This is a genomic window from Roseovarius roseus (assembly GCF_043355935.2).
Lineage (GTDB): Bacteria > Pseudomonadota > Alphaproteobacteria > Rhodobacterales > Rhodobacteraceae > Roseovarius > Roseovarius roseus.
Genome location: NZ_JBHFPE020000024.1, coordinates 1 through 22,135 on the forward strand (window position 1 = coordinate 1; position 22,135 = coordinate 22,135).

The following is a 22,135-nucleotide window of genomic DNA, read 5'->3' on the forward strand; positions in this document are numbered from 1 at the left end:
CGGTTGCGGCGCACTCTCTGGATGGCCGGCCAAACCGCCGTTCTCAAGAGAACCAACAGCTTCCGGGACAAGTTCGAACGCTACATTTCCAAGGATCGACACAATGCCCATCTGCGCCGCAAGGCTTACACCGCAATCGCGGCCAAGATGGCGCGCACCGTACACGCCGTCGTCAAACACGGCGCACCCTATCGCCCCTTCTTCGAGGGGGTGAGCCCAGGCGGAAGGACCTCTCTCTGATGAGCCGTGGAGGCAGTTCGCTGACCTCGTAGATAATGTTCGGGTCTTCTGCTTGGGATTTGGGATCTCGTATTGAGGACGGTGAGGGCCGCCATCGCGCGTACCCTGTGTTTGCTATGGAAGAGATCATTTCTTGACGGCAGATCCCGTCTGGGCAACGATTACAGGGCATCCGGTTCGCCGGATGCCCCATGACCTGCTGACCTAAACAGCCAAAAGTTCCCGACATAGGACGTTGTCCGACCTTATGTATTCCGGCGGACCGCGCATGATGAACAGATCCGTCAATGCGTCGACCACATCCGTTGAATTGAGCCTGCGTTTGACCCGGATCACCAGCGCCTCCTTCGTGAACTCATCGATGATATTCAGCGTGCGGAAGACCCGCCCGTCGTGGGTTCGGTCCTGGACAAAGTCATAGGACCAGACATGGTTCGGGCGCTCCGGCCGCAGCCGGACGCAGGAACCATCATTCAGCCAAAGTCGGCCTTTCTTGGGCTGCTTTTGTGGGACTTTAAGCCCTTCCTGCCGCCAGATCCGTTCAACGCGCTTGTGATTTACATGCCAGCCGCTGTTGTTCAGCAGCCCAGTGATCATGCGATATCCATAGCGGCCAAACTCTTCGGCCAACGCGGTGATGTCCTCGGTCAGCCGGGCTTCGTCCGGTAGACCACAGGGCACCTTGCGCTGCGTCGAGCGATGCTGACCCAATGTGAATGCACTGTCTGCGGCGGGAAGGGCTTAAAAGTTTCCCCTTGCGGCCTCGGCCAGGATCATCTTGTCCAGCGTCAGATCCGACACGGCTCGTCTGAGCCGGGTATTCTCTGTCTCCAGCTCCTTCAGCCGTTTGAGCTGATCACGGCTCATGCCACCATATTCTTTGCGCCATCGATAATAGGTCTGCTGCGTCACGCCAATCTGGCGAACCGCATCAGCGATCGAACTGCCTTGCCCTTGCAACACTTCAACCTGCCGAAGCTTCAGCACGATCTCTTCGGGTTTGTCTCTCTTTCCAGCCATCTCTGGTCCTCCTGAAATGGGATAATATTATCCCAGTTGGTGGACGACTTAGCGTAATCGCGGGTGGCGCTTCTTTTCGACCAAGGCCCCCTGCTTCAAACTGATCAAACGGAAACTGATTGTCCAATGCTCAGATGAAAAGGAGAACTGTCATGCCATGCTTTGCCGCCCTGGATGTCTCGCAGGAGACGACGGCCATCTGCGTTGTTGATGACGATGGCACCATTATTGCAGAGACGACGATTGCGACGTGTCCCGACGGGATCACAAACTTTCTGAAAGACAAAGCACCCAACCTATCACGTGTTGGTCTTGAGACAGGCCCTCTTGCTGTCTGGCTGTGGAACGAGTTGGCGGCACGTCAACTGCCTGTCCTATGTATCGATGCCCGCCACGCCAATGCAGCCTTGAAGATGCGGCCTGTCAAAACGGATCGAAACGACGCGGCCGGTTTGGCTCAGATCATGCGCGTCGGTTGGTTCAAACAAGTGCGGATCAAGAGCCATGACTGCTATCAGGTCCGTTCGTTGCTTACAGCGCGTGAAACGCTGGTGCGCATCCGGGTAAAGATCGAAAACGAGCTCCGTGGCCTTCTGCGGACATTTGGAGTTCTGTTTGGCAAGCGCGTGGGCGGCTTCACGGGGCGCGCCCATGAGATCATTTGTGGTGAATTGGAAGCGGCGCCAGAAATGCGGATTATTGCGGAAACCTTGATGAAGGCCCGAGCGTCCGTATGCGATCAAATCAAGGTTCTGGACACACGGCTTGCGGCGATCGCCAGAGCGAACCCAACTGCCCGGCTGTTTATGACTGCGCCCGGTGTGGGAATCATTACCGCGCTGTCAGTTGTGTCGGCATTCGATGACGCCTCACGCTTCAAAAGGTCATCAAGTGTCGGCGCGTATCTCGGGCTGACGCCAAGACGATACGAATCCGGTGAAACCAGCAGAAATGGACGCATCTCGAAGCAGGGCGACAAGATGGTGCGAAAGCATCTCTATGAGGCGGCAACAACCTTGCTGACGCGCAACTTGCGATCTTCGTCCTTGAAGATCTGGGGTATGAAGTTGGCAAAAGTGTCCGGCTTCAAAAAGGCGCGCATCGCGGTTGCCCGAAAACTTGCCGTGGTTCTTCACGCAATGTGGAAAACCAACACGCCATTCCGCTGGACCCAGTCGGCAGCATGATCAGGGATAAATTGTTCGACTAAGCCAACGGACGCGTCCCCGCCGGGACGTATGGCGCGGATCAGACCGTCCCTCTGAATGCACTGCACAATGAAGCAAGTGCGAGGACCACTTGGGTCGATCCGACCATCCGACGCCAACATGCGGCGATCCGTCGAGATCGACCGCGGAGAGAACCATGAACCCGGCGCACGCCAAGGCATAAATCAAACGACTTGACCAATGCGATTAGAGAACTTCAGTGGGGGCACTCCACTTTCCGCGCAGCTATCTCAGAGCTGTCCAAGAAGCCGTGGGCGACTGGGTCATTTACTATGAGCCAGTGAAAGCTGGGCCACGTGGGTATTTCGCGGTTGCGAAGATCGAGCATGTGATCCCGAAGCCCGGATTTGAGGGTCGGTTCCTCGCCATCGTCGAACCGGGCAGCTTCCTGCCGCTCGATACTGAAGTTCCAAGGCTGATCAACGGCAGTCCATTGGAACAGGCTCTCACGGAACCAGATGGAACGCCGAAGAAAGGTGGGGCCGTGCAGCTCGCGGTGCGGCGTCTCCCGGATGAGGATTTCGCTCGGATTGTGCGACTAGGGCTTCCTGAAGACCTCGAGAGGCAAGAGGCATCACGATACGATCCAAAGGGTGCGGAGGTGGCCGAGAAGGCGGCGATCTTCGAGCGCCCGGTCCTGGAACGTCTCACACGGCGCCCATACCGGGACGTCGCGTTCCGCCGGAAGGTGCGCGAGGCTTACGACTACCGCTGTGCCATGTCCGGGCTAATGCTCAGAAACGGCGGAGGGCGCCCGGAGGTGCAAGCAGCCCATACCCGCCCCGTCGAACATAACGGCAGCGACTCCGTAAGGAACGGGCTGGCTCTGTCAGGCACATTGCATTGGATGTTCGATCGTGGGCTGATCTCGGTCGCCGATGACGACGAGACAATCCTCGTTTCGCGCAACAAAGTTCCGGGCGACGTCGTTGACCGGCTTTTACGTCCGGATGGAAAAATCTGGATGCCCGAAGACGAGAGAAACTGGCCGCACCCGGCAAATCTGGCATGGCATCGAGAGAACATCTTTGGTCAAATGGCTTCTGAAGATCTCGCTACTTGGGAATAAACCTGCCAATATGAAAAACATAATTTCCCGAGGCATATCGAAAGCCCTAGCCCGCGGTCGACCACAGCAGCCTGAAAATCCAAAGGCTGATCCGCCGACCAATAAAGGTATCCAAATGCCGCGGGATCAATCCGAAATTTTGTCGCGCTGTCTGTCGATTGATCTGGAGGTCGATCCCCAAAAAGCCCGGATCTTCGCTTTCGCAGCCGTGCCGGAAGGTGAAGGAAGGGGGATCGTTCACCGGAAAGGGGATCCGAGGGCCGCACTTGAAAAGCTCAACTTGTTCTGCGCTGGGTTCGCGCATGTCATCGGGCACAATGTCATGCGCCACGACTTGCCGCATCTCATGGCGGTGTCGCCGCGCTTCGCAAAGCTCGCGGACGGACCGATCGACACGCTGTGGCTCAACCCTTTGGCGTTTCCGCGCAATCCCTATCACCGTCTGGTCAAACACTACCACGATGGGCGGCTTCAAAGTGGTCACGTCAACGATCCCGAGTTGGACGCGCGTCTTGTGTTCGAAGTCCTTCGCAACCAGATCGACGCCTTTTCATCGCTGAACACGTCGTCGCCAGAGATGATGCTGGCCTATCACTGGCTTTGCTGCCGAGGGCCCGGTAGCGACGGGTTTGATCGGTTGTTCAACGATGTGCGTGGGGCGTACAACCCGACGGAAGAGGAAGCTCACGGGGCTATTCGGGCGCTGCTAAAAGAGGCAGCCTGCGGCGCCCAGGTGGAGGCCGTGCTCGAGCGGCTCTCGGACACTCGGCTGGGCTGGCCGATGGCATATGCTCTTGCCTGGATTTCGGTGGCTGGCGGGGATTCTGTCATGCCGCCCTGGGTGCGGGCGCAGTTCCGGGACGCAGCACGGCTCGTCAAAGACCTGAGGGACACGAACTGTCGTGATCCGCACTGTGACTATTGCGCAGAGCACAACGATCCCACCCGCGCCCTCGAACGCTGGTTCGGTTTTCCAAGTTTCCGCCCGGAACCGGTCGACGAGGACGGGCGCCCGCTTCAGGAAAAGATCGTGGCGACGGCCATGGAAGGCGACCACCTGCTGGGTATCCTGCCGACGGGCACGGGCAAATCCATCTGCTATCAAATCCCCGCGCTGTCTCGGTTCGACAAGACCGGGGCCTTGACCGTCGTTATATCGCCGCTCGTGGCGCTGATGGCAGACCAGGTTCAGGGCTTGGCGCGGGCCGGAATTTCCTCGGCGGTTACGATTAACGGGCTATTGTCCTTGCCCGAGCGTCAAGATGCGCTCGACAAGGTGCGGCTTGGGGATGCCGCGATCCTGTTGATCTCGCCCGAGCAACTGCGCAGCACAACAGTCCGGTCCGCTCTGGCACAGCGCGAGGTGGGGCTGTGGGTGCTGGATGAGGCGCACTGCGTGTCCAAATGGGGGCACGATTTCCGACCCGACTATCGCTACGTTTCGCGGTTTATCAAGGAAAGCTCAGACGACGAACCGGCTCCGGTGCTTTGCTTGACCGCAACGGCGAAACCGGACGTGGTGCAGGACATTCGCAGCCACTTCAGAGAGCGATTGGGGGCCGAACTGGCGTTGATCGACGGTGGCGCATCGCGGTCGAACCTGAGTTTCCAAGTATTGCCAACGCAGCGGGCAACCAAGATGACGGATATCCTCGACACGATCGAAGCGCAGCTTCCGCGTGAGGGTGTCTCTGGGGCGGTCGTCTATTGCGCGACCCGAAACGCTACCGAGCGCGTGGCGGAGTTCTTGAAACAACAGGGCATCGCTGCCGAACGGTATCATGCCGGCCTCAGCGCCGATGACAAACGTGAGATCCAGGAGGATTTCCGTGTCGGCAATCTGCGCGTTATCGCGGCCACCAACGCTTTTGGTATGGGGGTCGACAAGCCGGACATCCGTCTGGTGGTTCACGGGGACGTGCCGGGGTCGCTGGAAAACTACCTGCAGGAGGCAGGGCGCGCCGGACGGGACCGCGAGCCTGCAAATTGCGTCCTTCTCTATAACACTGAAGACGTCGATCGTCAGTTCAGCCTCAGCGCGCGGTCACGGCTTGCGCGGCACGAAATCGGTGCGATCTTGAAAGCGCTTCGGCGCCTTGATGCGAGGACCGGAAAAGGCGGTGAGATCGTTGCTACGCCGGGTGAGATTGTCCACGAGGAGAAAGACCGGGATTTCCAGCGTGACAGCAATACCGATGATACGCGGATAAAAACGGCCGTCGCCTGGCTGGAAGAGGCGCACCTTCTGAACCGCGAAGAAAACCGGGTGCAGGTGTTTCCCGCTTCGCTCCGGATAAGGAGCATGCAGGAGGTCCGCGAGATCCTTGCCTCCGCCGAGATCACCCAGCGGCGGCGTGAGGATCTGGCCGTCATCGTGCAGCATATCATTAACGCGCCGCAGGAAGAGGGCATCACCACGGACGAGCTTTGCGGGGTCAGTGGGCTCACGGTGTCGGGCGTGCGCAAGGCCTTGGCGGATCTCGAGGCCCTGGGGATCGCAAAGGATGATACAAACATCACAATCTTCGTGCATGTGCGTATCAAGAATGCCTCCCCGAAACGGTTCGAGGCTGCATCCCGCCTTGAAGCCGACCTGATCGCGACCCTGAGAGAGCAAGCGCCAGACGCGGAGATCGGCGAGGCTTGGCCGTGTCATCTGGCCTTGGTGGCGCAGGCCCTGCGAGAGCAGGGACACGCCTCCGTGCGGCCCGATATTGTCGAGGGGCTGCTCCGCGGGATTTCGCAGGATGGCCGCGACATGGATGGCGGCAAAGGCAATATCGGCCTGCGCAAGGCCTCCAAAGGCAGTCTCATGGTGCGACTGCAAAGATCTTGGGCGGTCATCGAGCAGACCGCTCAGCTGCGCCGGCAGGCGGCGGAACGTTTGGTGTCATACTTGATCGACAAGGTTCAGGCCGGCCTGCAGGGTAAAGACATTCCTGTCGAGACCACGCTTGGCGACCTTCTTGCTGCAATCAACAGCGACGCGCTCTTGCGTGCGTCAGTGAATGACCCGTCGAAGCTGATGGACCGCGCGCTTTTGTGGCTGCATGAGCAGCAGGTCGTAACTCTGGGTAAGGGATTGTCCATATTCCGCTCGGCCATGACGTTGCACATCAATCCAAAAGGAGGCAGCTTTACCGCTCAGCATTTTGCGCCGCTGGAAGATCACTACATCGAACAGACCGTCCAGACCCACGTGATGGCCGCCTATGCGAGCAAAGGCATCGACGATATCGATCAGGCGCAGCGGCTTGCGTATGACTATTTCGCATTGGATCAGTCCGACTTCATGAAAGCGTGGATGTCGGGGAAAATGTCGGAGTTCAGACGTCAGGCGACACCCCGGTCCTATGCCGAGATCGTCGACAATCTGGGAAATACGACACAAGAGCAGATCGTGCGTGACGACCGCGAACAGACCAATGTGCTTGTGCTTGCGGGGCCGGGATCGGGCAAGACACGGGTGCTCGTCCATCGTGTCGCCTATCTGGTCAGGATCAAGCGCGAAGATCCAAACGGTATATTGGTGCTCGCCTACAATCGTCATGCGGCCGCCGAGATTCGGGAGCGCTTGCGTCTACTGATTGGCGAGGATGCTCGCTTCGTGACGGTCCTGACCATCCATGCCCTGGCCATGCGGCTGGTTGGCGCGAGTTTCGCCGGACGGGCAGGAGCGGATGAGCCCGATTTCAAGACGCTTCTGACCGATGCGGCACGTCTCTTGCGTGGCGACGGTCTGGACAAGGTCGAGGCCGAAGCCTTGCGAGAGACCTTGATTCAGGGGTTTCGCTGGATTCTCGTGGATGAATATCAGGACGTGGGGCCCGAGGAATACGCCTTGATCGCGGCTGTGGCGGGGCGCAGCATCGACGATCCGGATCAACGGATCAGCCTCTTCGCCGTCGGCGATGACGACCAGAACATCTATGCCTTTGCCGGTGCATCGGTGCGACACATCCGGCAATTTGAACAGGATTATTCAGCCAGGCCGATCTTTCTGACCGACAATTACCGCTCGTCGAAGCACATCATCAGTGCAGCGAACGCGGTGATCGAAGGATCTCGGGAACGTATGAAAACAGGGCATGGTATTACCGTCGATCAATCGCGGCAAAGGGGCCCGGCCGGAGGGCTCATGGAAAGCCTCGATCCGGTTGCACAGGGACGGGTCCAGATTTTGGGTTGCCCGGCAGGGAATGACGCTCAGGCGCTTGCGGCGGTTGGCGAGATGCTCCGCCTGTCCAAACTGATTCCGGATTGGAGCTGGAAGGGCGCGGCCATCATTTCTCGTGATTGGCGCAAGCTTTTGCCGGTCCGCGACTTTGCCGAGGCGCATGGAATTCCTGTCGAAATGGCGAACGAGAACTTGCCCAGCTTGTGGCGTACTCGTGAGATGCAGGGGTTTATCGCCGGTCTTCGCGAAATGCGCGGGGCCATGGTCAGCTTAGACGATCTGACCGAAACCCTGAACGCGATACCCGCCAGCCGTTGGACTGACCGGATCGGGGAGGGACTCGGCCAGCTTGCGCGCGAAGCTGACGGAAAGGCGCTACCGCCCCCTGACGTCATCGAATGGTTTGCGGAATGGTCGAAGGATTCATGGGGCGAGCAGCGCGGCCTCAAATTGTTGACGGCGCACCGCGCCAAGGGCCTCGAATTCGACGATGTCGTGATCATGGATGGCGGCTGGGAACGTCCCTCGCGAAACGAAGATCAGGACGCGCCGAGGCGATTGTTCTACGTCGCCATGACACGTGCGCGGCGCAATTTGGTCGTCATGAGCAACGACAATCACGAATACCTTCCCAACGAGTCGCCCTCCGTGATCACGCGGCATGTGGTGCCCGACTTGGCGACGGTCCCCGGCCCGCGCCGGTTCTTTCAATCGCCCGAAATGAAGATGGTCGACCTGTCATTCGCAGGACGCCAAGGTGATCGGCACATTGTTCATGCTGCGATCGCCGAAGCAGAGGTCGGCGCGCCGGTCAGGCTCTCCCAGGTCGGGGATCGCTGGCAGATCGAGGATGCTCGGGGGCGGGCCCTCGGGCGGATGTCAAAAGCGTTCGCACCACCGACCCGCTCGAAATTCGTCACCGGTGAGATCGCGGCCATCATTCATTGGCGCAAACAGGATGCCGACGAGCGTTTTCATCACTTGCTGAAACGCGCTAGGTGGGAAGTCGTTGTGCCTGAACTGGTTTTTGAAGAGGGCAAGGGGGCTGAAAGGGTTGTCAGTAAGGATCAGTACGGCAATTAGTGCGGTTAAGCGGTCGTTCTCTGCACTTACGATAAATGACCGCTTAGGGCCGTCCATGGCGATCAGACTGGCAGGGTCCTCAGGATGCATGCTGCGCCGCCGCAGGTCGGCTTAGAGCACTGAGCAGACCCTTCCCCTCGACGCGAGATAGCAGTCTACCGGTCAGGGTCTTGGCACACGTGATTTGATTTTACGATGGTTCTCCGCCAAGAACTTCCCAAAAATCATCACGCAGGTTGTGGTGAGGAAATGGTTCATCGGGAACCTCGGCCCCAAGGAAACCACAGAGCGGCTCCCATCCTTCCGCCACATCGAAGACAAGTAGCCGGTCAGCGGGCAACGCCTCGCGCACTTCGTCTGTTCTTTTGCGATACGCGGCCAACCCGCTTTCCTTGTCGTCAAGGACACCGCCGAAAGTGCCTTTTCCTACCAGATCGTTCCAGGCCACGAGAATGTCGCGAATATGTGGCGGCAGCGGCAGTTCCTCATACCGGGCCATCAGCTTCCCAATCGTTTTTTCGAAGCTGGCCCACCATTTCTCTTCGGGGCGTACTGTATGGACGACCTTTGCGTCTGGAAAAGACTCGGCGAGCTCGCGCCAGACATGAGCGCCCGGCCAATCTACTTGAGATCTGTATCCAGCAAAAACCGTTTCCCAATTGACACTTCCGCCAGCCGCAAGCCTCTGCCAATGAACCACTTGTCCCGGGTTCTCTGCGATCTCGTGCATATGATGACACTGTCCGTAGCCTAGCCGTTCCAAAGCGGCTTTCAGTGATTTTGTTCCGGTCCTTCCGAACCCCGAGCCAATTACTTCAAGTGACATGCGATCGCCCCCCACACCAATCCGACTAGTCTTTCCGCTAAATCAAATCCTGTCTACGCTGTTCATCGCGCGACCTTCGGCCGATTGGTGGAGTCTGAACGTCTGTTTAGTCCCGCTCACCTGACTTCGCCCCATGTCGCGCTCAAGGTCCGGCTTTGGTCAGAAATGCTTGAAGTTTGGCCCAATATTGCGTGACGCAGCCCGCTGATAGAATCCGAAACCTGCGCTGCGCCGCGCCCAAACCGTGTGACGTCCCACACAGAGCAAAGCCCCCAAACACGCAGGATTTCGCCTGCCCCACAGCATCGGGCGATTGAATTTTCAGACAAGGGTGCGGCGCGATGGTATGTCACGTGACCGGTCATTTGCACCCCCTACGGGCGGCTCGGTGCCGGAGTGTCCTTGTCCGAAAGGCCCAATAATGCTGTCTATCTATGCGATGCCGGAGGCCTTCACCGTCGGGGAATGCGATGCGATCATGGCCGCCATTTCCCAAGCCCCCACCGATCCGGCGCTGCTGGTCGGACGCAACCGTGGCCATAACATGCGCAGTGCCGATCTGGTGTGGACCGACGAAATTGACGGGCTGGGTTGGGTGATGGACCGGCTGATTGATCTGGTGCGGGTGGCGAACCGCGATCACTTTTATTTTGATCTGACCGCATTTGAGGAAAGCCCCCAGGTGGCGATCTACCGTGCCAGCGCTGCGGGGCACTTTGTGTGGCATTCGGACATTGGCGGTGGGCCAGTTTCGGCCAAGCGCAAGCTGACGCTGGTGCTGCAACTGTCGCCGCAGGGCGACTATGAAGGCGGAACGCTTCAGGTGATGCCCGGTGCGCAGGTGCTGGAGGCCAGTCGGGCGCAGGGCTGTGTGACTGTGTTCCCCAGCTTTACGCTGCATCAGGTGACACCGGTGCGCAGCGGCATGCGCCAATCACTGACCGTCTGGGCGCACGGGCCCGCGTTCCGATGAAGAGGGCGGACGGACGATGTGCTTAACGAGCTTGAAAGAAGCCATTGGCGCAGCCGCCGCGAAAGCTCACTTCGTCCCGCTCTATCGACCCTGAGCAACGCGTTTATCTCGCTGGCGCAGCAAATGGCCGGTTCGGTGAATCTGCGCTGCGGAGTGGCCGGACACCGCGTATGGCAGCTCTGGGCCGGTAGCGACGATCCGACCGTCAGGGCGGAAACCGCCCATTCGCCGGGCCAAGCAAGAAGGTCTGGTCAGCAGGCGAAAGCCAATGAGGTCGTCTCCCCAAAATACGGTCAGAATGCGCAAGCTATCGCGTAAGACCGTCAACATCTCCAGCGGTTGCGGCAACGCCATCTTGCGCGACCTCGTCATGTATCCAGTCTGAAAATTCGCGTATCATAGGATCCTTGGCCCGTGCCTCTGGGTAAGCCACTGAGTAGATGACGAACGGCATGATCACGGTATCGAACAGGCGGACGAGCCGGCCTTCTGCCAGGGTAGATCGCACAATTGCGTCATAGGCGAGCGATACGCCCTGGCTGCGTTCCGCCGCGGTCGTGGCCAATTCGCAATTGGGAAAAGTCGGACCCCGAGGGAACACCGGTGGCGCAATGCCTGCTGACTGAAACCAAGTCTCCCATCCGTCCATTGTTTCATCATGCATGAGAGTCATCCGGCAAAGGTCGTCGGGCGATCTCACCGCTTCTTCTACCTTCAGCTTTGGACTGATGACAGGAAAGCGCGCTGACTGCATCAGGGGCTCGGTCACGACACCTTTTTCGGGCGCATTGGCCCATTGAATGACGAGATCGGCGTCGTTCGAGGCAAAATCGAGCGAAGGCGCGCCATCAGAAACACGCAGCCGTACCCTGTCACCAAAACTCAGCCGGTTCAGCCTCGGAACCAGCCATCTTGCGGCGAAGCCAGGTGTGCAGAGGACGCGGAACGGCCGGTGACCGGCCTCGCGTATCGACCGTGTTGACTCGTCAAAGGCATCGAGAAGTGTCGTCATCTTTCCCGCGTAGGCCCGACCGGTCAGGGTCAGGGACAGCCGGTTGCGTCGACGCTCGAACAGGGCGGTATCCAAATAGTCTTCCAATGCGCGAAGTTGATGACTGACGGCAGACGGGCTCAAACACAACTCTTCCGCAGCAGCACCGACGTTCAGATGCCGGGCCACAGCCTCGAATGCGCGGACAGCGGCAAACGGTGGAAGTTTGCGTCCCAAACCAGTGCATGCCTTTCCTATTGAACCGAAGCTTGAAGCCTCGGACCCCACGAGATGTTTATATCATAGTGATGGAACGCGGCAAAATGCTGCCCGGCGCCCGTTCATCATGGGTAATGAAATTTATTCAACGCAGGCTGAAAAAGGCCCACTCGGAGCAAAAGCCTCACGCTGCTACTGTATCTCTCACCATTAATTTCTTGATTGTGAGGGAGAACATCATGGACCTGAAGCCATACAAACAACCGTTCACCACATTTATGCTCGGTCTAGCTGCTGGCGCCGTCGTAGTTGCTGCCGGCCCCGTTCTGGCGACAATGTCTGGCCCCAAGAAGCATGTCGGACTTTCAGTGGATATGCTGGCCGAACTGTCTGCGGAGACGCTGCAAGCAACTATCGGGCTTGAAGGATATACGATGCGTATGCGTGCCATCGAAATTGCGCCAGATGGTCAGATCGCGGAACATAGTCACGAAGACCGCCCAGGGATCGTCACCGTGATCGACGGCGCTTGGGTCGAGGGCCAGCCCAATGGCGAAAAGACGTTTGAGGCCGCAACCCTCGGCACCTTTCCTGAGAATGAGGACACCGTTCACTGGGTCTACAATCGAAGAGATACACCGGCGACGGCTCTGGTCTGTGACATCGCCAAGGTGAACTGAGGCGAGCACAATTCTGACGACGCCACGGCACTCCTTGTACGCGAACCGTTTGGTAACGGCTTGTGCCGACAGACAAGGCGAGAAGCTAGGGACGGGACCGCCATTGCACTATGCTATCGTCAGGAAATGAGACTCGCATCGGTCTGACAATCGCCCGGAGGTGCCAACGCCTTGGTTTCAAACAGTGTAATAGCGGCCTTTGCCGCTCTCGCCCTTGCCAGCGGCTTGGTCGCCGGTCCGGTTAGCAGTCAGGAAGACGTCCTGAATTGGCGGATGAACAGCCTGCTTCACCCGAAGCTGTTCGGCGAGTCAGCTGATTACTTCGCAAGGCGGGTTGAGCAGCTCTCCGGCGGCAGTTTCGTTATCTCGGCGCATGACCGGATGATGCTCGACCAGGATACGTTCGGCGCGCTCGATGCCGGACTCGTCGATGCGGTCTGGGGCTCGGCGGGCCACCACCACCGCGAGGATCCGGCACTCACGATCTTTGGCGGATTTCCCTTTGGGCCCGATCCGGCGGGCTTCACCGCGTGGATGCGGGCGGGCGGCGGCGCCGAGGCGCTGGACGCGATCTATGCCCGCCATGGGCTGAAGAGCCTTTACTGTGGCGCGCTTCCTTCAGAGGGCGGCGGCTGGTTTGTCACCCCGCTCGACGGGCCAGAAGATTTGGACGGCCTGGCAATGCGCAGCTTCGGCTATGGTGCGCGCGTTCTGCATAAATTGGGTGCCGTGCCCTATGAGTTGCCCGCAGGCGAGATCCGCCCGGCGTTCGAGGCCGGACTGATCGACGCAGCCGAATTCTCGCTGCCTTCGATTGATGCCGATCTTGGGGTGGCGGATGTAACGGGGCATCTCTATTTTCCCGGATGGCAGCAACCATCCACGCCGTTGGAAATTCTAATGCCCGAAGACAGCTGGGCGGCCCTGTCCAATCAGCACAAGGCGGCGGTCACTGCGGCGTGCAATGAAACCTTGGCGTGGACCGCTTCCCAGGCCGTCGTGCAGCAGATTGATGCCCTTGCGCGATTTCGCGCTGCGGGGGTCGAGTTTCATTCCTGGCCGGAGGCGGCCCTTGTCGCGCTGAGGCAAGCTTGGGACGAGGTGATCGCGGAGGATACCGCGCGCGACCCGCTTATTGCCGATGCCTGGCAAGGCTATTTGCGGTTTCGTGACGGTTACGACGATTGGCATATGCGCGCCTACGCCGATTAAGCCCGCTCAATCCGGAACCCCGGCCATCCTGAGCCCGTCGAGAACGACACCGAGGTTCGACGGGTCAGCGAAACCTTCAAGCGATTGCGCAACACTCGCGATACTCTGCGCCGGCCGTCGCCCCTGGGCGGCGCGGACGACAGCGGTCGCTTCGTTGATGCGCCCGGCATGCGCCAAGCTCGACGCCAGCAGCCAGCCCGGCCACCACCGCGCGTTGACGAAGGTTCCCGCGCCATTCAGCGGCCCAAATTCCTCGGCAGCACGCGCGGGTTCGCCGTTAAGCAGATAGCTGAGGCCCGCGACCTCTCGATACCAGTCGGGCGCCTCCGGGTCGAGCCGCCGGGCCTGCTCGATCATGCGAACGGCGTCCGCTGCGCGTCCGGTCATTGCAAACACCCGCGCCAGCACGGCCAGGTTGTCGGCATCCGTGGAATCGATCGCCACGGCCGCCTGTGCGTTGGCCATTGCATCGATAGGAGAGCGCATGTCTGGAAATGGCGCGAGCAGCCGCATCTCGGCCAGCAGCCTGTGCGACCGGGCGCTGCCGCCGATCTCGATGGCGCGCTCCACCATCTCCAGCGCCTGCACCATCTCCCGTCGGCCACCGCCCCATGCAAGATGCCAAACTTCGAGCCAATACGTGAGCCCAAGGCTCGCCCAGGCGTCGGCGTTGTCCGGGGTCTTCGCAACAATTGCCTCCAGCAGCGCGCGCGCCTTGTCGTTGTTCTCCCGACTTCGCCAGGTGCGTGCGTCCAGCAACGACTGCGCCCGCAACTCCGGGGACAATTCCGTGGACGCCGCGAGGTAAGTGGAGCCTCCCGCATTACTGATCACCGCCCACCAGTGGCCGGCAGAGGCCATAAGGAGGGCCGCAGCAATGCCTCCCGCCCATAGATGCTTGACCATGCCGTGTTGCGGGCGCGTAATCCCAGGGACCGCGTCCTCGGCCAGCAGCATGTAACCTCGGCGCGGCACAGTGCGCAGCACCCCGGCACCTTCGGGACCAAGTGTCCGCCGGATGTCGCTTATGCAGTGCGCGAGTGAATCGTCCGAGACAAATACGTCCGGCCACACTTCGCGGACAAGCTCGTCCTTGCTCAGCAACTGGCCGCGCCGTTCCAGCAACACCTCAAGCAGCCGGTAAGACTTCGGCCGCAATGCCCGTTCTGCGCCCTCGGCATCTTCGAGACAGCCTCGGGCTCGGTTCAGAACGAAGCCGCTGAAACGAATGGTCGATGGGGTGTTCATCCAAAGACTCCAGAACGCACATTCAGAATTTGTAACACATTTCCACGGTTTTTTCAGCGCATTTTCATGACTTGCGACCTCGCTTGCGGGACGACGGGACCCAGTCAATCAAGGAGGATTACCGTGAACTTCTTGTGCAAAAGTTCTGCCGCCATCGCCTTGTGCATAGCTGCCGCAGCCCCGGCGGCCTCTGCTACGCAGCGCGACGCACCATCGCTGCTAGATACCGTCGTGCTATGGCTGGTCGCCAATTTCGATCTCGCCGCCCCCTCAGACTCCCCGGCGCTTGCCACCGTTCCGGACGCCGAATTAGTCGCTATGCGTTATGGCATCGGGACGGATGTTCGCCCCGGTGAAGTCGTCGCCGTCTATGACGACCGTGGTCGCACCATCTACCTATCGGACAGCTGGACCGGCAGTACCCCGGCGGAAATTTCCGTCCTCGTACACGAGATGGTCCATCATCTCCAATCAGTCTCCGACATGCGGTTTGCGTGCGCGGCCGAGCGAGAGGTGCTCGCCTACCGTGCTCAGGACGACTGGCTCGGCCTGTTCGGTGAAACTCTGGAAAGCGCCTTCGGCATCGACGCGGCAACGCTTCTGGTCGGCACCGTCTGCACACACTGAAATGGCTCGCGTTGCAGCTAAAAGTTCAGCTAGCGTGTCCGCTGAACCGGCGCGGCGCTGCACTTCGCGCCGGCCCTAACAAGCTGCTTCCGAAAGGCGGGGTAACGCCTTATCTCAGGCGCTGAGCTGGCCGGCGCCGGGCCAATATGCACCGCCAAGAGACCATCCCACAGAATGTGCGACGTGGAGCAAAGTCTGCGGCGAAGGCGTTGGGGCGAATGGTGATTATTCCGGCTATAAACGCCGAAGGCCCAATTTGCTCAGCGCCGCACCAGTTCATCCGCGACTTCTTTTCGCGAACTCAGCGAACGTCCGGAACCAGGCACCGCATCGCAACACCGCAAGGTCTAACGAATGTCAGGTCTGGGCCGGTCGCGTTGGCGCTGCCTCACACAGGAAGGACGGAAAACTTGGATAACTCCCGATGGGAAAGTCTCCCGTGCTTTATGCGAAAAAATAGTACCTAATCGAAATCTTGCCAGTTTATCCTGTCAGCTATTCCACGAGAGCGTTGCTACACGTAGGATGACACCACGGAATGCGGCAAGGATAGAATATGTACGGGCAGGCAGAGTGGACCGAGATAGGCGCATCCTCGGGACTGGATCACTTGGCTATGCTTGCTCCGGTAGAGGCCTTCTACCAGTCTCTCCTTCCGGGCTTCAGTTCGATCACCACCAGAATGCGGAACTATGCTTTCCATGCCTGGTGGATCACGCGGAACGCGCGAACGACGAAGATCACCTCTAAGAAGGCCTTCCACGAGCACACCCGGCGAGTTGAAGCCCTTTACGCCCTGGCGTCAGCACAGTGGGAAAGGGAAACCGGCATCGCCGGCGCGCGCTTTGCCTTAAACAAGCTGGCCGAGGACGATGACATCCTCGACTTCCGCTTCGAGACGAGCTTCGAGACGCCGGCCGATCGGCGCTACCTCGGCCCGCCGGCCGGAGATTTCCAGGGCACCTACTTCGGCCAGATGCGCGAGATCGGACTTCTGGCCCGAGCTGCCCGGCACGACATGCCGGTGCCAACCAAGGACGGAGAGCGTCTCGCCGATGCATACGCGGCGGCACTCCCCATCGCTCCGGAACGGTTCTTCGAGATTGCGAAGGCTGGGCAAGTGAGTCGCGCTGAACTTGCCACGATGCTCCCGATGGCGCCCAGCGCGATTGATCAAGACGGGGAGGAAGCGCGCTTGCTCAGAGAAATCCTTATGGGAGAAGACGGATTGGAGACCGGCCTTGCTCGGAGAGCTTCTCTCCTGGCCATCCTGGAAATCGCCAGAAAGACAGACAGTCAGCCCGTCAGTGAAAACATGTTGCGGTGGTGGTGGATGGATCACCCTCCGGACGGGGACCACGCAGAAGCCCATGCGGCTTGGCAGCACTACCAGGTCGGCGACATGCTGCGTGTCTCCTATGAGAACCTGATGAACCATGCCATTCTTGGCCTCGAGGATGCGTCCGAAGGCCTGTTCGTGCCAGAACTCATAGGGGACATCATCAGCGATGTTCCGGATATGCACCTCGGAGAATGGCTCGATCAGCTCTCTGCTTCGAACCATAGCCTGCACGACCTACAGGACGCAGGCCGCGCCGAGGGCGCATCTCTGGGGGCGATCATGGCGCCGATCGCCCGCCTATGGGCGGAGTGGCGAGGGCGTATTGATGAACTCGAGGGCAGCCTGCCCACGAGGCCAGGCCATCAGACCTGTGTCACGGAACTGACCTGGATCGAGCACAGGCGCCACGAGCCTGCCTCGAAAGCCATGGGTCAGCTCATATACGAGCGGGTGCTGCGCCGGCACCTCGAGGTCGCTGCCCGCAAGTTCCGCCTCCAGGGGAGCTATACCTACCTCGTGGAGCTCGAGCATGCGCGTCTAAGGGCGCGCTCCCTCATAGACGCGAACCCCAGCGGACCGAGGCTCTCCACGGCCATCAAATTCCTCGACGACGTTGGGCTGCTGTCCAAGGGGCGATTCACTGACCGCGGCCGTGATTATCTTGAGGCCGTATGAGGTATGATCAGGTATTCCGCGCCGAGGGATATCACTCGGCACTGTTGACGACGTTCAGCTTCGACCCGACTGTCTTCGAGAACGTGATCCTGATCGGGATGCGCAGCCGCGGGTGCCGGAACATCGGCATCATCGCCGATCAGAACATGCTGAACAGGACACTATCCGAGGCGGCACCGGCACCGCGCGCCGGCACCGCCTATCACTTGGCGAAAAGAAACGTGTCCGGGGCCTTCCACCCTAAGATTGCCCTGAGGCTGGGACGCGAAGGCGCCTCGCTATTGATCGGCTCCGCCAACCTCACAGGGGCCGGCCTGGTGGGGAACATGGAGGCGGTGAGCGAGATCCTCGTAACGTCGGAAGACATGCGTGCGGCACCGCTACTGGCCGCCGCGCTGGAATACTTCGAGCGCCACGCAGACCCCCGGGACCGGGCGATGAAGGACGTTCTTGGCAGGGCTCGGGCAAAGACACCGTGGCTCTTGGCAGTCACCGCGGCCGTAGAGGTAGAGATCGATGGCCAGCGGGTATCCTTCATCACGGAGACTGAAGAGGCCGGGGTAGGGGAGGCATTCGTCTCCTTCATCGGGGATGATGTGATCGATCGACTGGTCGCTGTCTCTCCTTATTGGGACGACGACCTACGCGGACTTGAACAGATGCGAGAAAGCCTCGGGTCTCCGGCAAGCGCCTTGGTGGCCGAAACCGGGGAGCATGACTTCAGCGCAACCACCTTCCAGTCGAAGACGGGGCTGACGCTGCATTCGACCAGCACGCATGCCGCAGGCGGAACGAGGCGTCTCCATGCGAAGCTGCTCGTCGGCTCATCCCGCCGCTACCGTGGCAGACTTTCGCACCGCCGTTCTCATCCAGCGCGAACTCGATCAAATCATCGCGCCGATCCTGTGGAATACGGTTCCAAACAGATCCTGGACGGGGTGCATGGTCCGCCAGGGCATCAAGGCCGCCGTCGACATAACGATCATACCAACGGTAGAAGGTCGCGCGCGGGATGCCCAGCATGTCGAGGGTCTGCTTGGCCGGTAGATGTGAGCCTTCAACCGTTCGGATGATTTCCAGCTTCTCGGATGCGGGATACCTCATTCCTCGGCCTCCCCAGCCCCTGTCATGCTTTTTTTGAGCAGACGGTTCTCAAGGGTCAGGTCTGCCACGCATTCCTTCAGGGCAAGTGACTCCGAGCGCAGTTCTTTGACTTCTGGCGACGTTGCCTGCCGGGCCGTGTCGCCGGACAATCGCCGCTTGCCAGCCTCAAGGAATTCCTTAGACCAGCTGTAATACAGGCTTTCGGCGATGCCTTCACGGCGACAGAGCACGGAAATGCTCTCTTCGCCTCGCAGACCCGCCAAGACGATGCGGATCTTCTCCTCAGCCGAATAGGTCTGAGGGGTCTTGCGGCGGATGTTCTTGACCAGCTTGTCAGCTGCGTCCTTAGACGTTCCGGATTTCTTGTTCATCTTCACTCCATGAAGGTTACGATGAACCAGAAATCCTCCGTTGTTCAATTACGCAAATCTGTCCCACGGGTGCTGACGTCAGACATCGGACATGACGCTAGGTGCGAGTTCCACGAAAGACAGGTTACTGTGGTTCGTTCTCGCCGTATCTTTCAAGAGCTGCGATGAGATTATGATGGCCCTCGGAACGTATGTCGGCCATTCGCCGACTTCTTCGGCTTCGGATATTGTTCGCGTGAATTTCCGCGACCTGCTCCGCGATATAGTGCTTTTTCACGATCTTGGTGCTTATGTGATGTGCGGCCGGTTTTGCGAGCTCGATACCGGCAACACCATGATGGGCAATGGCATCCGAGTAGTTCATGACGCGAAGCGTGGTGAAGCTGTTGCCAGTGAGTGCACGAAAAATGCGCGGGACGTATGTCGCGGCGGCCGGGGAGCCGTCGGGCAGGACGAAGAGTTGTCGTCTTTGGCGGATCAGTTTTTCCCGAAGCTTGGGAAGCATGGCCGGCGACGCATCCCCGAGGATGAGTGAGTCGATGAAACGACCGGCCTCGAGATGCAGTGGGAACTTGAAGATCTCCGGGCGCCGGGTCTGCGTCTTTTGAATTTCGGTCCGGATCACCCACTCGTCGCGCTCCCAGAACAAGGAGACACCGAATGCCAGTTGGGCGGAGGCATTTCGAAGGGGCGCATTAGCGAAGATCGCAAGGATGGCCGCTCCGTTGCGCATTTGGTGCCGCTTCCAAGGACGCTCCTCGGCCTCAATGCCGGCAAGGAGAGCCTCTGCCATGTCGAGGATCCGGTCTGTCGAATTCCCGGTGCGCGCCAGGGCGAAGAATTTTAGGGCGCGCTGCCCGGCTTCCCGCGTTTCATAATCCCGACGATAATCGCCGAGATGCCGCGTGATCTCGGACAATGCGCCGTTGTATCTTGCAAACAGCAAGAGCGCGTCGACCGTGACGCGCATGGTCGCCCATCGCAGTCCCTGAGGCCTCGGCAGAAGGCGTGCTTTCAAGTCCGCGAGGTATTCGTCTATTCCCGCCAAGGTGAGCTCGTCGGCGAGGTCACGCTGCCTGGCGGAAAAGACGTACTGGCAGAGCTTCTCCCTCATCCGAAGAACCATGCTGCGCGCTGGAACCTGCATGTCCGCCTCTTGCCCGGGAAGCCCGTCGGCTGCGCGGCGCAATTCGCTCTGATACTCCAAGGGGAGACTATCTGGCGACACCGAAACATCCCGTGGTCTCGGCGGGCGTCGTGTCGGTGGGGCGATGGGATCCCAATCCCGCGACTCGTAGGCAGGCCGAAGCACGCAAAAATTGTCATCGCGGGTTCCGGATGTCCGATTGCCCGTGGCTTTGTCTGTCGCATTCGTCTTTTGTTTGGGGGACGCGGGTTGACGCGCTTCTCGGATCGCCTTTAGAAACGAGGGCTGGCAGACCGCGAAAACCTCCTGAAGATGGTCAATCCGGAGCGATCGTTCGGGCTCCGGGCAGTCGCCGAGCCAGTTCTGGATATCGCCGACTTTTGGAGCGGAGAGATTATGCGCGACGATGAACCCGAAGAACTCGTTGGCGGCCTCAATCGAAGGGACGGACAAGTCCGCGAAACCGGGCAGTTGCGCGAGGCGCTTCCAGACCGGTTGGGCCAGGATTTCGTGGATATTCATGCTGACAAACTCTCGTCATGTGGGGAGACCGACGTTCTTTGAGCACGACGCTCGTAGCGTTTCTGTTGCAAGCTTCGGCTCTGCCTTTCTCGGTCGATGAACGCGTAGTGCTGTCGCAGCGTGGCCTCGGTGTCCCCGGTCAATGTTTCGAGCTCCGGGTAGCAGGTTGGATCATGGAAGATCTCGATCGTGCAGATCCCGTGCCGGAAGTTGTGAGGCAGGAGGGGCAGGCCGATCTTCGTGGAGCATTCTGTTAACCAGCCATCGAAGGTCGAGATCACCAAAGACCGGGGCTCGGCCTCGAGCGCCGGGAAAACGTGATCCGAGAGGTCCGCGCCGCCGAATAGGGGGCGTATGCGGGCGAGATAAAAGGACAGGATGCGGTAGCCGTCGGCACCGAGCCCATCCCTGTCAAAGACAAAGCGGGGGAGATGCTGGTTGCGCCGCGTCATTGCGTCCCCATTCTTCAGAAGCTCATTTGGAATGTGAATTTCCAGACGAGGCCGTGTCTTGTCGTCTCGATGATCGAAGAAGGTTTGTGGGTGGCCGGAGAGCCGCAGGTCCGAGATCACATTGGATTTGCGGAACGGAGCGCCCTCGAGCTCGATCGCTGCAACGGCTGCGCAGACGCCATACATCCTGGCTTGCCGCAGGAGCTCTGCCGCAAGCCTTGACCGGTCCAGGGAGAGAGGTTGCGTGTCCGGCGACCTGCTGTAGGCGAGAAGGTCGATGCCTTCGAGATCAGCTAATTCCAACGCCGAGAGCGCCCGTTCTGCGTAGGAGAAATGCTGGCTCTCGAAGAGTTCCGTGGCAACTGGGTCGTTTAGAAGGTTTCGGCACCAAGTCTCTACCTTCGGGGACATCATCTTGCTAGCCGATTGCCCCTGGATGAGCACCGGTAGCGCCTTTATGAGTTGTTCGACTTTAGAGGCCTCCTCCGCGAGGCCCTGGGCGGCTAGTGTCCGTTTCAGGATGAGCGCGTAGGAGAATAGTGTTCGCGGGGCGAGACCGTCCGAGGTGCCGGATTTCTTGCAAAGACGGGTAAGCGTTTTCTCGATCAGGTCGGGCCGAAACAGGGCCGTCAGCCCGTTGACGGCTGTGAGGTCGCAGTCGTTTTGGACAGCGCGCATGTAAGTGCGCAAGGACGCGATGTAGACGGCCTTGCAACTCTCCGAGTATTCCTTTGCCGTTGCGCACCGTGCTTCTTCGGTGAGCATCTCTTCGTGATAGACGACTGTGGCGCCCCGAACCCATGTCTGCGCCTCCGCGTCGAGAAATGACGGGAGCGCAGTGTCGATGCGCCTGTAACCGCCGGACGTAATCTCCCCAAAACCGCCGTTTGAAAATTCCCCAAAACGCGAGCGGCGTTGGCGATTTCCG

General features: G+C 59.7%; 14 protein-coding genes and 3 pseudogenes. 10 read left to right on the forward strand and 7 right to left on the reverse strand.

What is annotated here, in order from left to right; translation table 11 throughout:
- Positions 1-240 (forward strand): annotated as a pseudogene (locus ACEWPL_RS18115) (IS110 family transposase); the annotation flags it as partial.
- Positions 241-474: 234 nt separating this feature from the next.
- Here the strand turns inward: ACEWPL_RS18115 and ACEWPL_RS18120 are convergent.
- Positions 475-1,260: pseudogene (locus ACEWPL_RS18120) on the reverse strand (IS3 family transposase); the annotation flags it as partial.
- A gap of 152 nt (positions 1,261-1,412) precedes the next feature.
- Here ACEWPL_RS18120 and ACEWPL_RS18125 point away from each other — a divergent pair.
- The 3 genes from ACEWPL_RS18125 (at position 1,413) to ACEWPL_RS18135 (ending at position 8,818) form a co-directional block, all read left to right on the forward strand.
- Positions 1,413-2,447, forward strand: coding sequence for an IS110 family RNA-guided transposase (locus ACEWPL_RS18125; RefSeq protein ID WP_393934192.1), 1,035 nt, complete (start codon positions 1,413-1,415; stop codon positions 2,445-2,447).
- A gap of 292 nt (positions 2,448-2,739) precedes the next feature.
- On the forward strand, positions 2,740-3,558 hold the full coding sequence (locus ACEWPL_RS18130) for an HNH endonuclease (RefSeq protein WP_393934193.1): 819 nt from the start codon (positions 2,740-2,742) through the stop codon (positions 3,556-3,558).
- A 115-nt stretch (positions 3,559-3,673) separates the two neighbouring features.
- On the forward strand, positions 3,674-8,818 hold the full coding sequence (locus ACEWPL_RS18135; RefSeq protein WP_393934194.1) for a RecQ family ATP-dependent DNA helicase: 5,145 nt from the start codon (positions 3,674-3,676) through the stop codon (positions 8,816-8,818).
- Between the two features lie 190 nt (positions 8,819-9,008).
- On the opposite strand, the gene ACEWPL_RS18140 is transcribed toward ACEWPL_RS18135, so the two are convergent.
- Positions 9,009-9,644 carry a sulfotransferase family protein gene (locus ACEWPL_RS18140; protein WP_393934195.1) on the reverse strand — a complete coding sequence of 212 codons (636 nt, stop codon included), beginning with the start codon at positions 9,642-9,644 and terminating at the stop codon, positions 9,009-9,011.
- Between the two features lie 421 nt (positions 9,645-10,065).
- Here ACEWPL_RS18140 and ACEWPL_RS18145 point away from each other — a divergent pair, with 421 nt between their 5' ends.
- Complete coding sequence (locus ACEWPL_RS18145; protein ID WP_393934196.1) at positions 10,066-10,617, forward strand: 2OG-Fe(II) oxygenase; 552 nt, start codon at positions 10,066-10,068, stop codon at positions 10,615-10,617.
- Between the two features lie 18 nt (positions 10,618-10,635).
- A complete protein-coding gene (locus tag ACEWPL_RS18150; protein ID WP_393934197.1) occupies positions 10,636-10,935 on the forward strand; it encodes a hypothetical protein in 300 nt (99 codons plus the stop codon).
- Here ACEWPL_RS18150 and ACEWPL_RS18155 read toward each other — a convergent pair.
- Positions 10,925-11,845 (reverse strand): LysR substrate-binding domain-containing protein, encoded by a 921-nt coding sequence (locus ACEWPL_RS18155; RefSeq protein ID WP_393934198.1) that lies wholly within the window; start codon positions 11,843-11,845, stop codon positions 10,925-10,927. The two genes, ACEWPL_RS18150 and ACEWPL_RS18155, sit on opposite strands and share 11 nt — an antisense overlap.
- 86 nt (positions 11,846-11,931) lie before the next feature.
- On the opposite strand from ACEWPL_RS18155, the gene ACEWPL_RS18160 reads away from it, so the two are divergent.
- The gene (locus ACEWPL_RS18160) at positions 11,932-12,507 is read left to right on the forward strand and encodes a hypothetical protein (RefSeq protein ID WP_393934199.1); all 576 of its coding nucleotides are present in this window, start codon (positions 11,932-11,934) and stop codon (positions 12,505-12,507) included.
- A gap of 225 nt (positions 12,508-12,732) precedes the next feature.
- A complete protein-coding gene (locus ACEWPL_RS18165) occupies positions 12,733-13,719 on the forward strand; it encodes a TRAP transporter substrate-binding protein (protein WP_420744379.1) in 987 nt (328 codons plus the stop codon).
- A gap of 6 nt (positions 13,720-13,725) precedes the next feature.
- Here the strand turns inward: ACEWPL_RS18165 and ACEWPL_RS18170 are convergent, their stop codons facing one another.
- Entirely contained in the window at positions 13,726-14,967 is a 1,242-nt protein-coding gene (locus tag ACEWPL_RS18170; RefSeq protein WP_393934201.1) for a winged helix-turn-helix domain-containing protein, read from the reverse strand.
- A gap of 123 nt (positions 14,968-15,090) precedes the next feature.
- Here ACEWPL_RS18170 and ACEWPL_RS18175 point away from each other — a divergent pair, with 123 nt between their 5' ends.
- Positions 15,091-15,594 (forward strand): DUF6647 family protein, encoded by a 504-nt coding sequence (locus ACEWPL_RS18175; protein WP_393934202.1) that lies wholly within the window; start codon positions 15,091-15,093, stop codon positions 15,592-15,594.
- 556 nt (positions 15,595-16,150) lie between these two features.
- Positions 16,151-17,611 (forward strand): hypothetical protein, encoded by a 1,461-nt coding sequence (locus tag ACEWPL_RS18180; protein WP_393934203.1) that lies wholly within the window; start codon positions 16,151-16,153, stop codon positions 17,609-17,611.
- A gap of 864 nt (positions 17,612-18,475) precedes the next feature.
- Here ACEWPL_RS18180 and ACEWPL_RS18185 read toward each other — a convergent pair.
- From ACEWPL_RS18185 to ACEWPL_RS18195, 3 genes and pseudogenes are all read right to left on the reverse strand, one after another.
- A pseudogene (locus ACEWPL_RS18185) lies at positions 18,476-19,086 on the reverse strand (transposase); the annotation flags it as partial.
- A gap of 124 nt (positions 19,087-19,210) precedes the next feature.
- Positions 19,211-20,755, reverse strand: coding sequence for a hypothetical protein (locus ACEWPL_RS18190; RefSeq protein WP_393930892.1), 1,545 nt, complete (start codon positions 20,753-20,755; stop codon positions 19,211-19,213).
- A partial coding sequence (locus ACEWPL_RS18195; protein ID WP_420744380.1) for a hypothetical protein occupies positions 20,752-22,135 on the reverse strand: 1,384 nt, incomplete at its 5' end. The genes ACEWPL_RS18195 and ACEWPL_RS18190, both read right to left, overlap by 4 nt.

Excerpts from the sequence above, each read along its gene's own strand:
- ACEWPL_RS18135 (WP_393934194.1), top strand. The coding sequence starts at position 3,674 with ATGCCGCGGGATCAATCCGAAATTTTGTCGCGCTGTCTGTCGATTGAT.
- ACEWPL_RS18170 (WP_393934201.1), bottom strand. The coding sequence starts at position 14,967 with ATGAACACCCCATCGACCATTCGTTTCAGCGGCTTCGTTCTGAACCGA.
- ACEWPL_RS18145 (WP_393934196.1), top strand. The coding sequence starts at position 10,066 with ATGCTGTCTATCTATGCGATGCCGGAGGCCTTCACCGTCGGGGAATGC.
- ACEWPL_RS18190 (WP_393930892.1), bottom strand. The coding sequence starts at position 20,755 with ATGAATATCCACGAAATCCTGGCCCAACCGGTCTGGAAGCGCCTCGCG.
- ACEWPL_RS18180 (WP_393934203.1), top strand. The coding sequence starts at position 16,151 with ATGTACGGGCAGGCAGAGTGGACCGAGATAGGCGCATCCTCGGGACTG.
- ACEWPL_RS18160 (WP_393934199.1), top strand. The coding sequence starts at position 11,932 with ATGCTGCCCGGCGCCCGTTCATCATGGGTAATGAAATTTATTCAACGC.
- ACEWPL_RS18140 (WP_393934195.1), bottom strand. The coding sequence starts at position 9,644 with ATGTCACTTGAAGTAATTGGCTCGGGGTTCGGAAGGACCGGAACAAAA.
- ACEWPL_RS18125 (WP_393934192.1), top strand. The coding sequence starts at position 1,413 with ATGCCATGCTTTGCCGCCCTGGATGTCTCGCAGGAGACGACGGCCATC.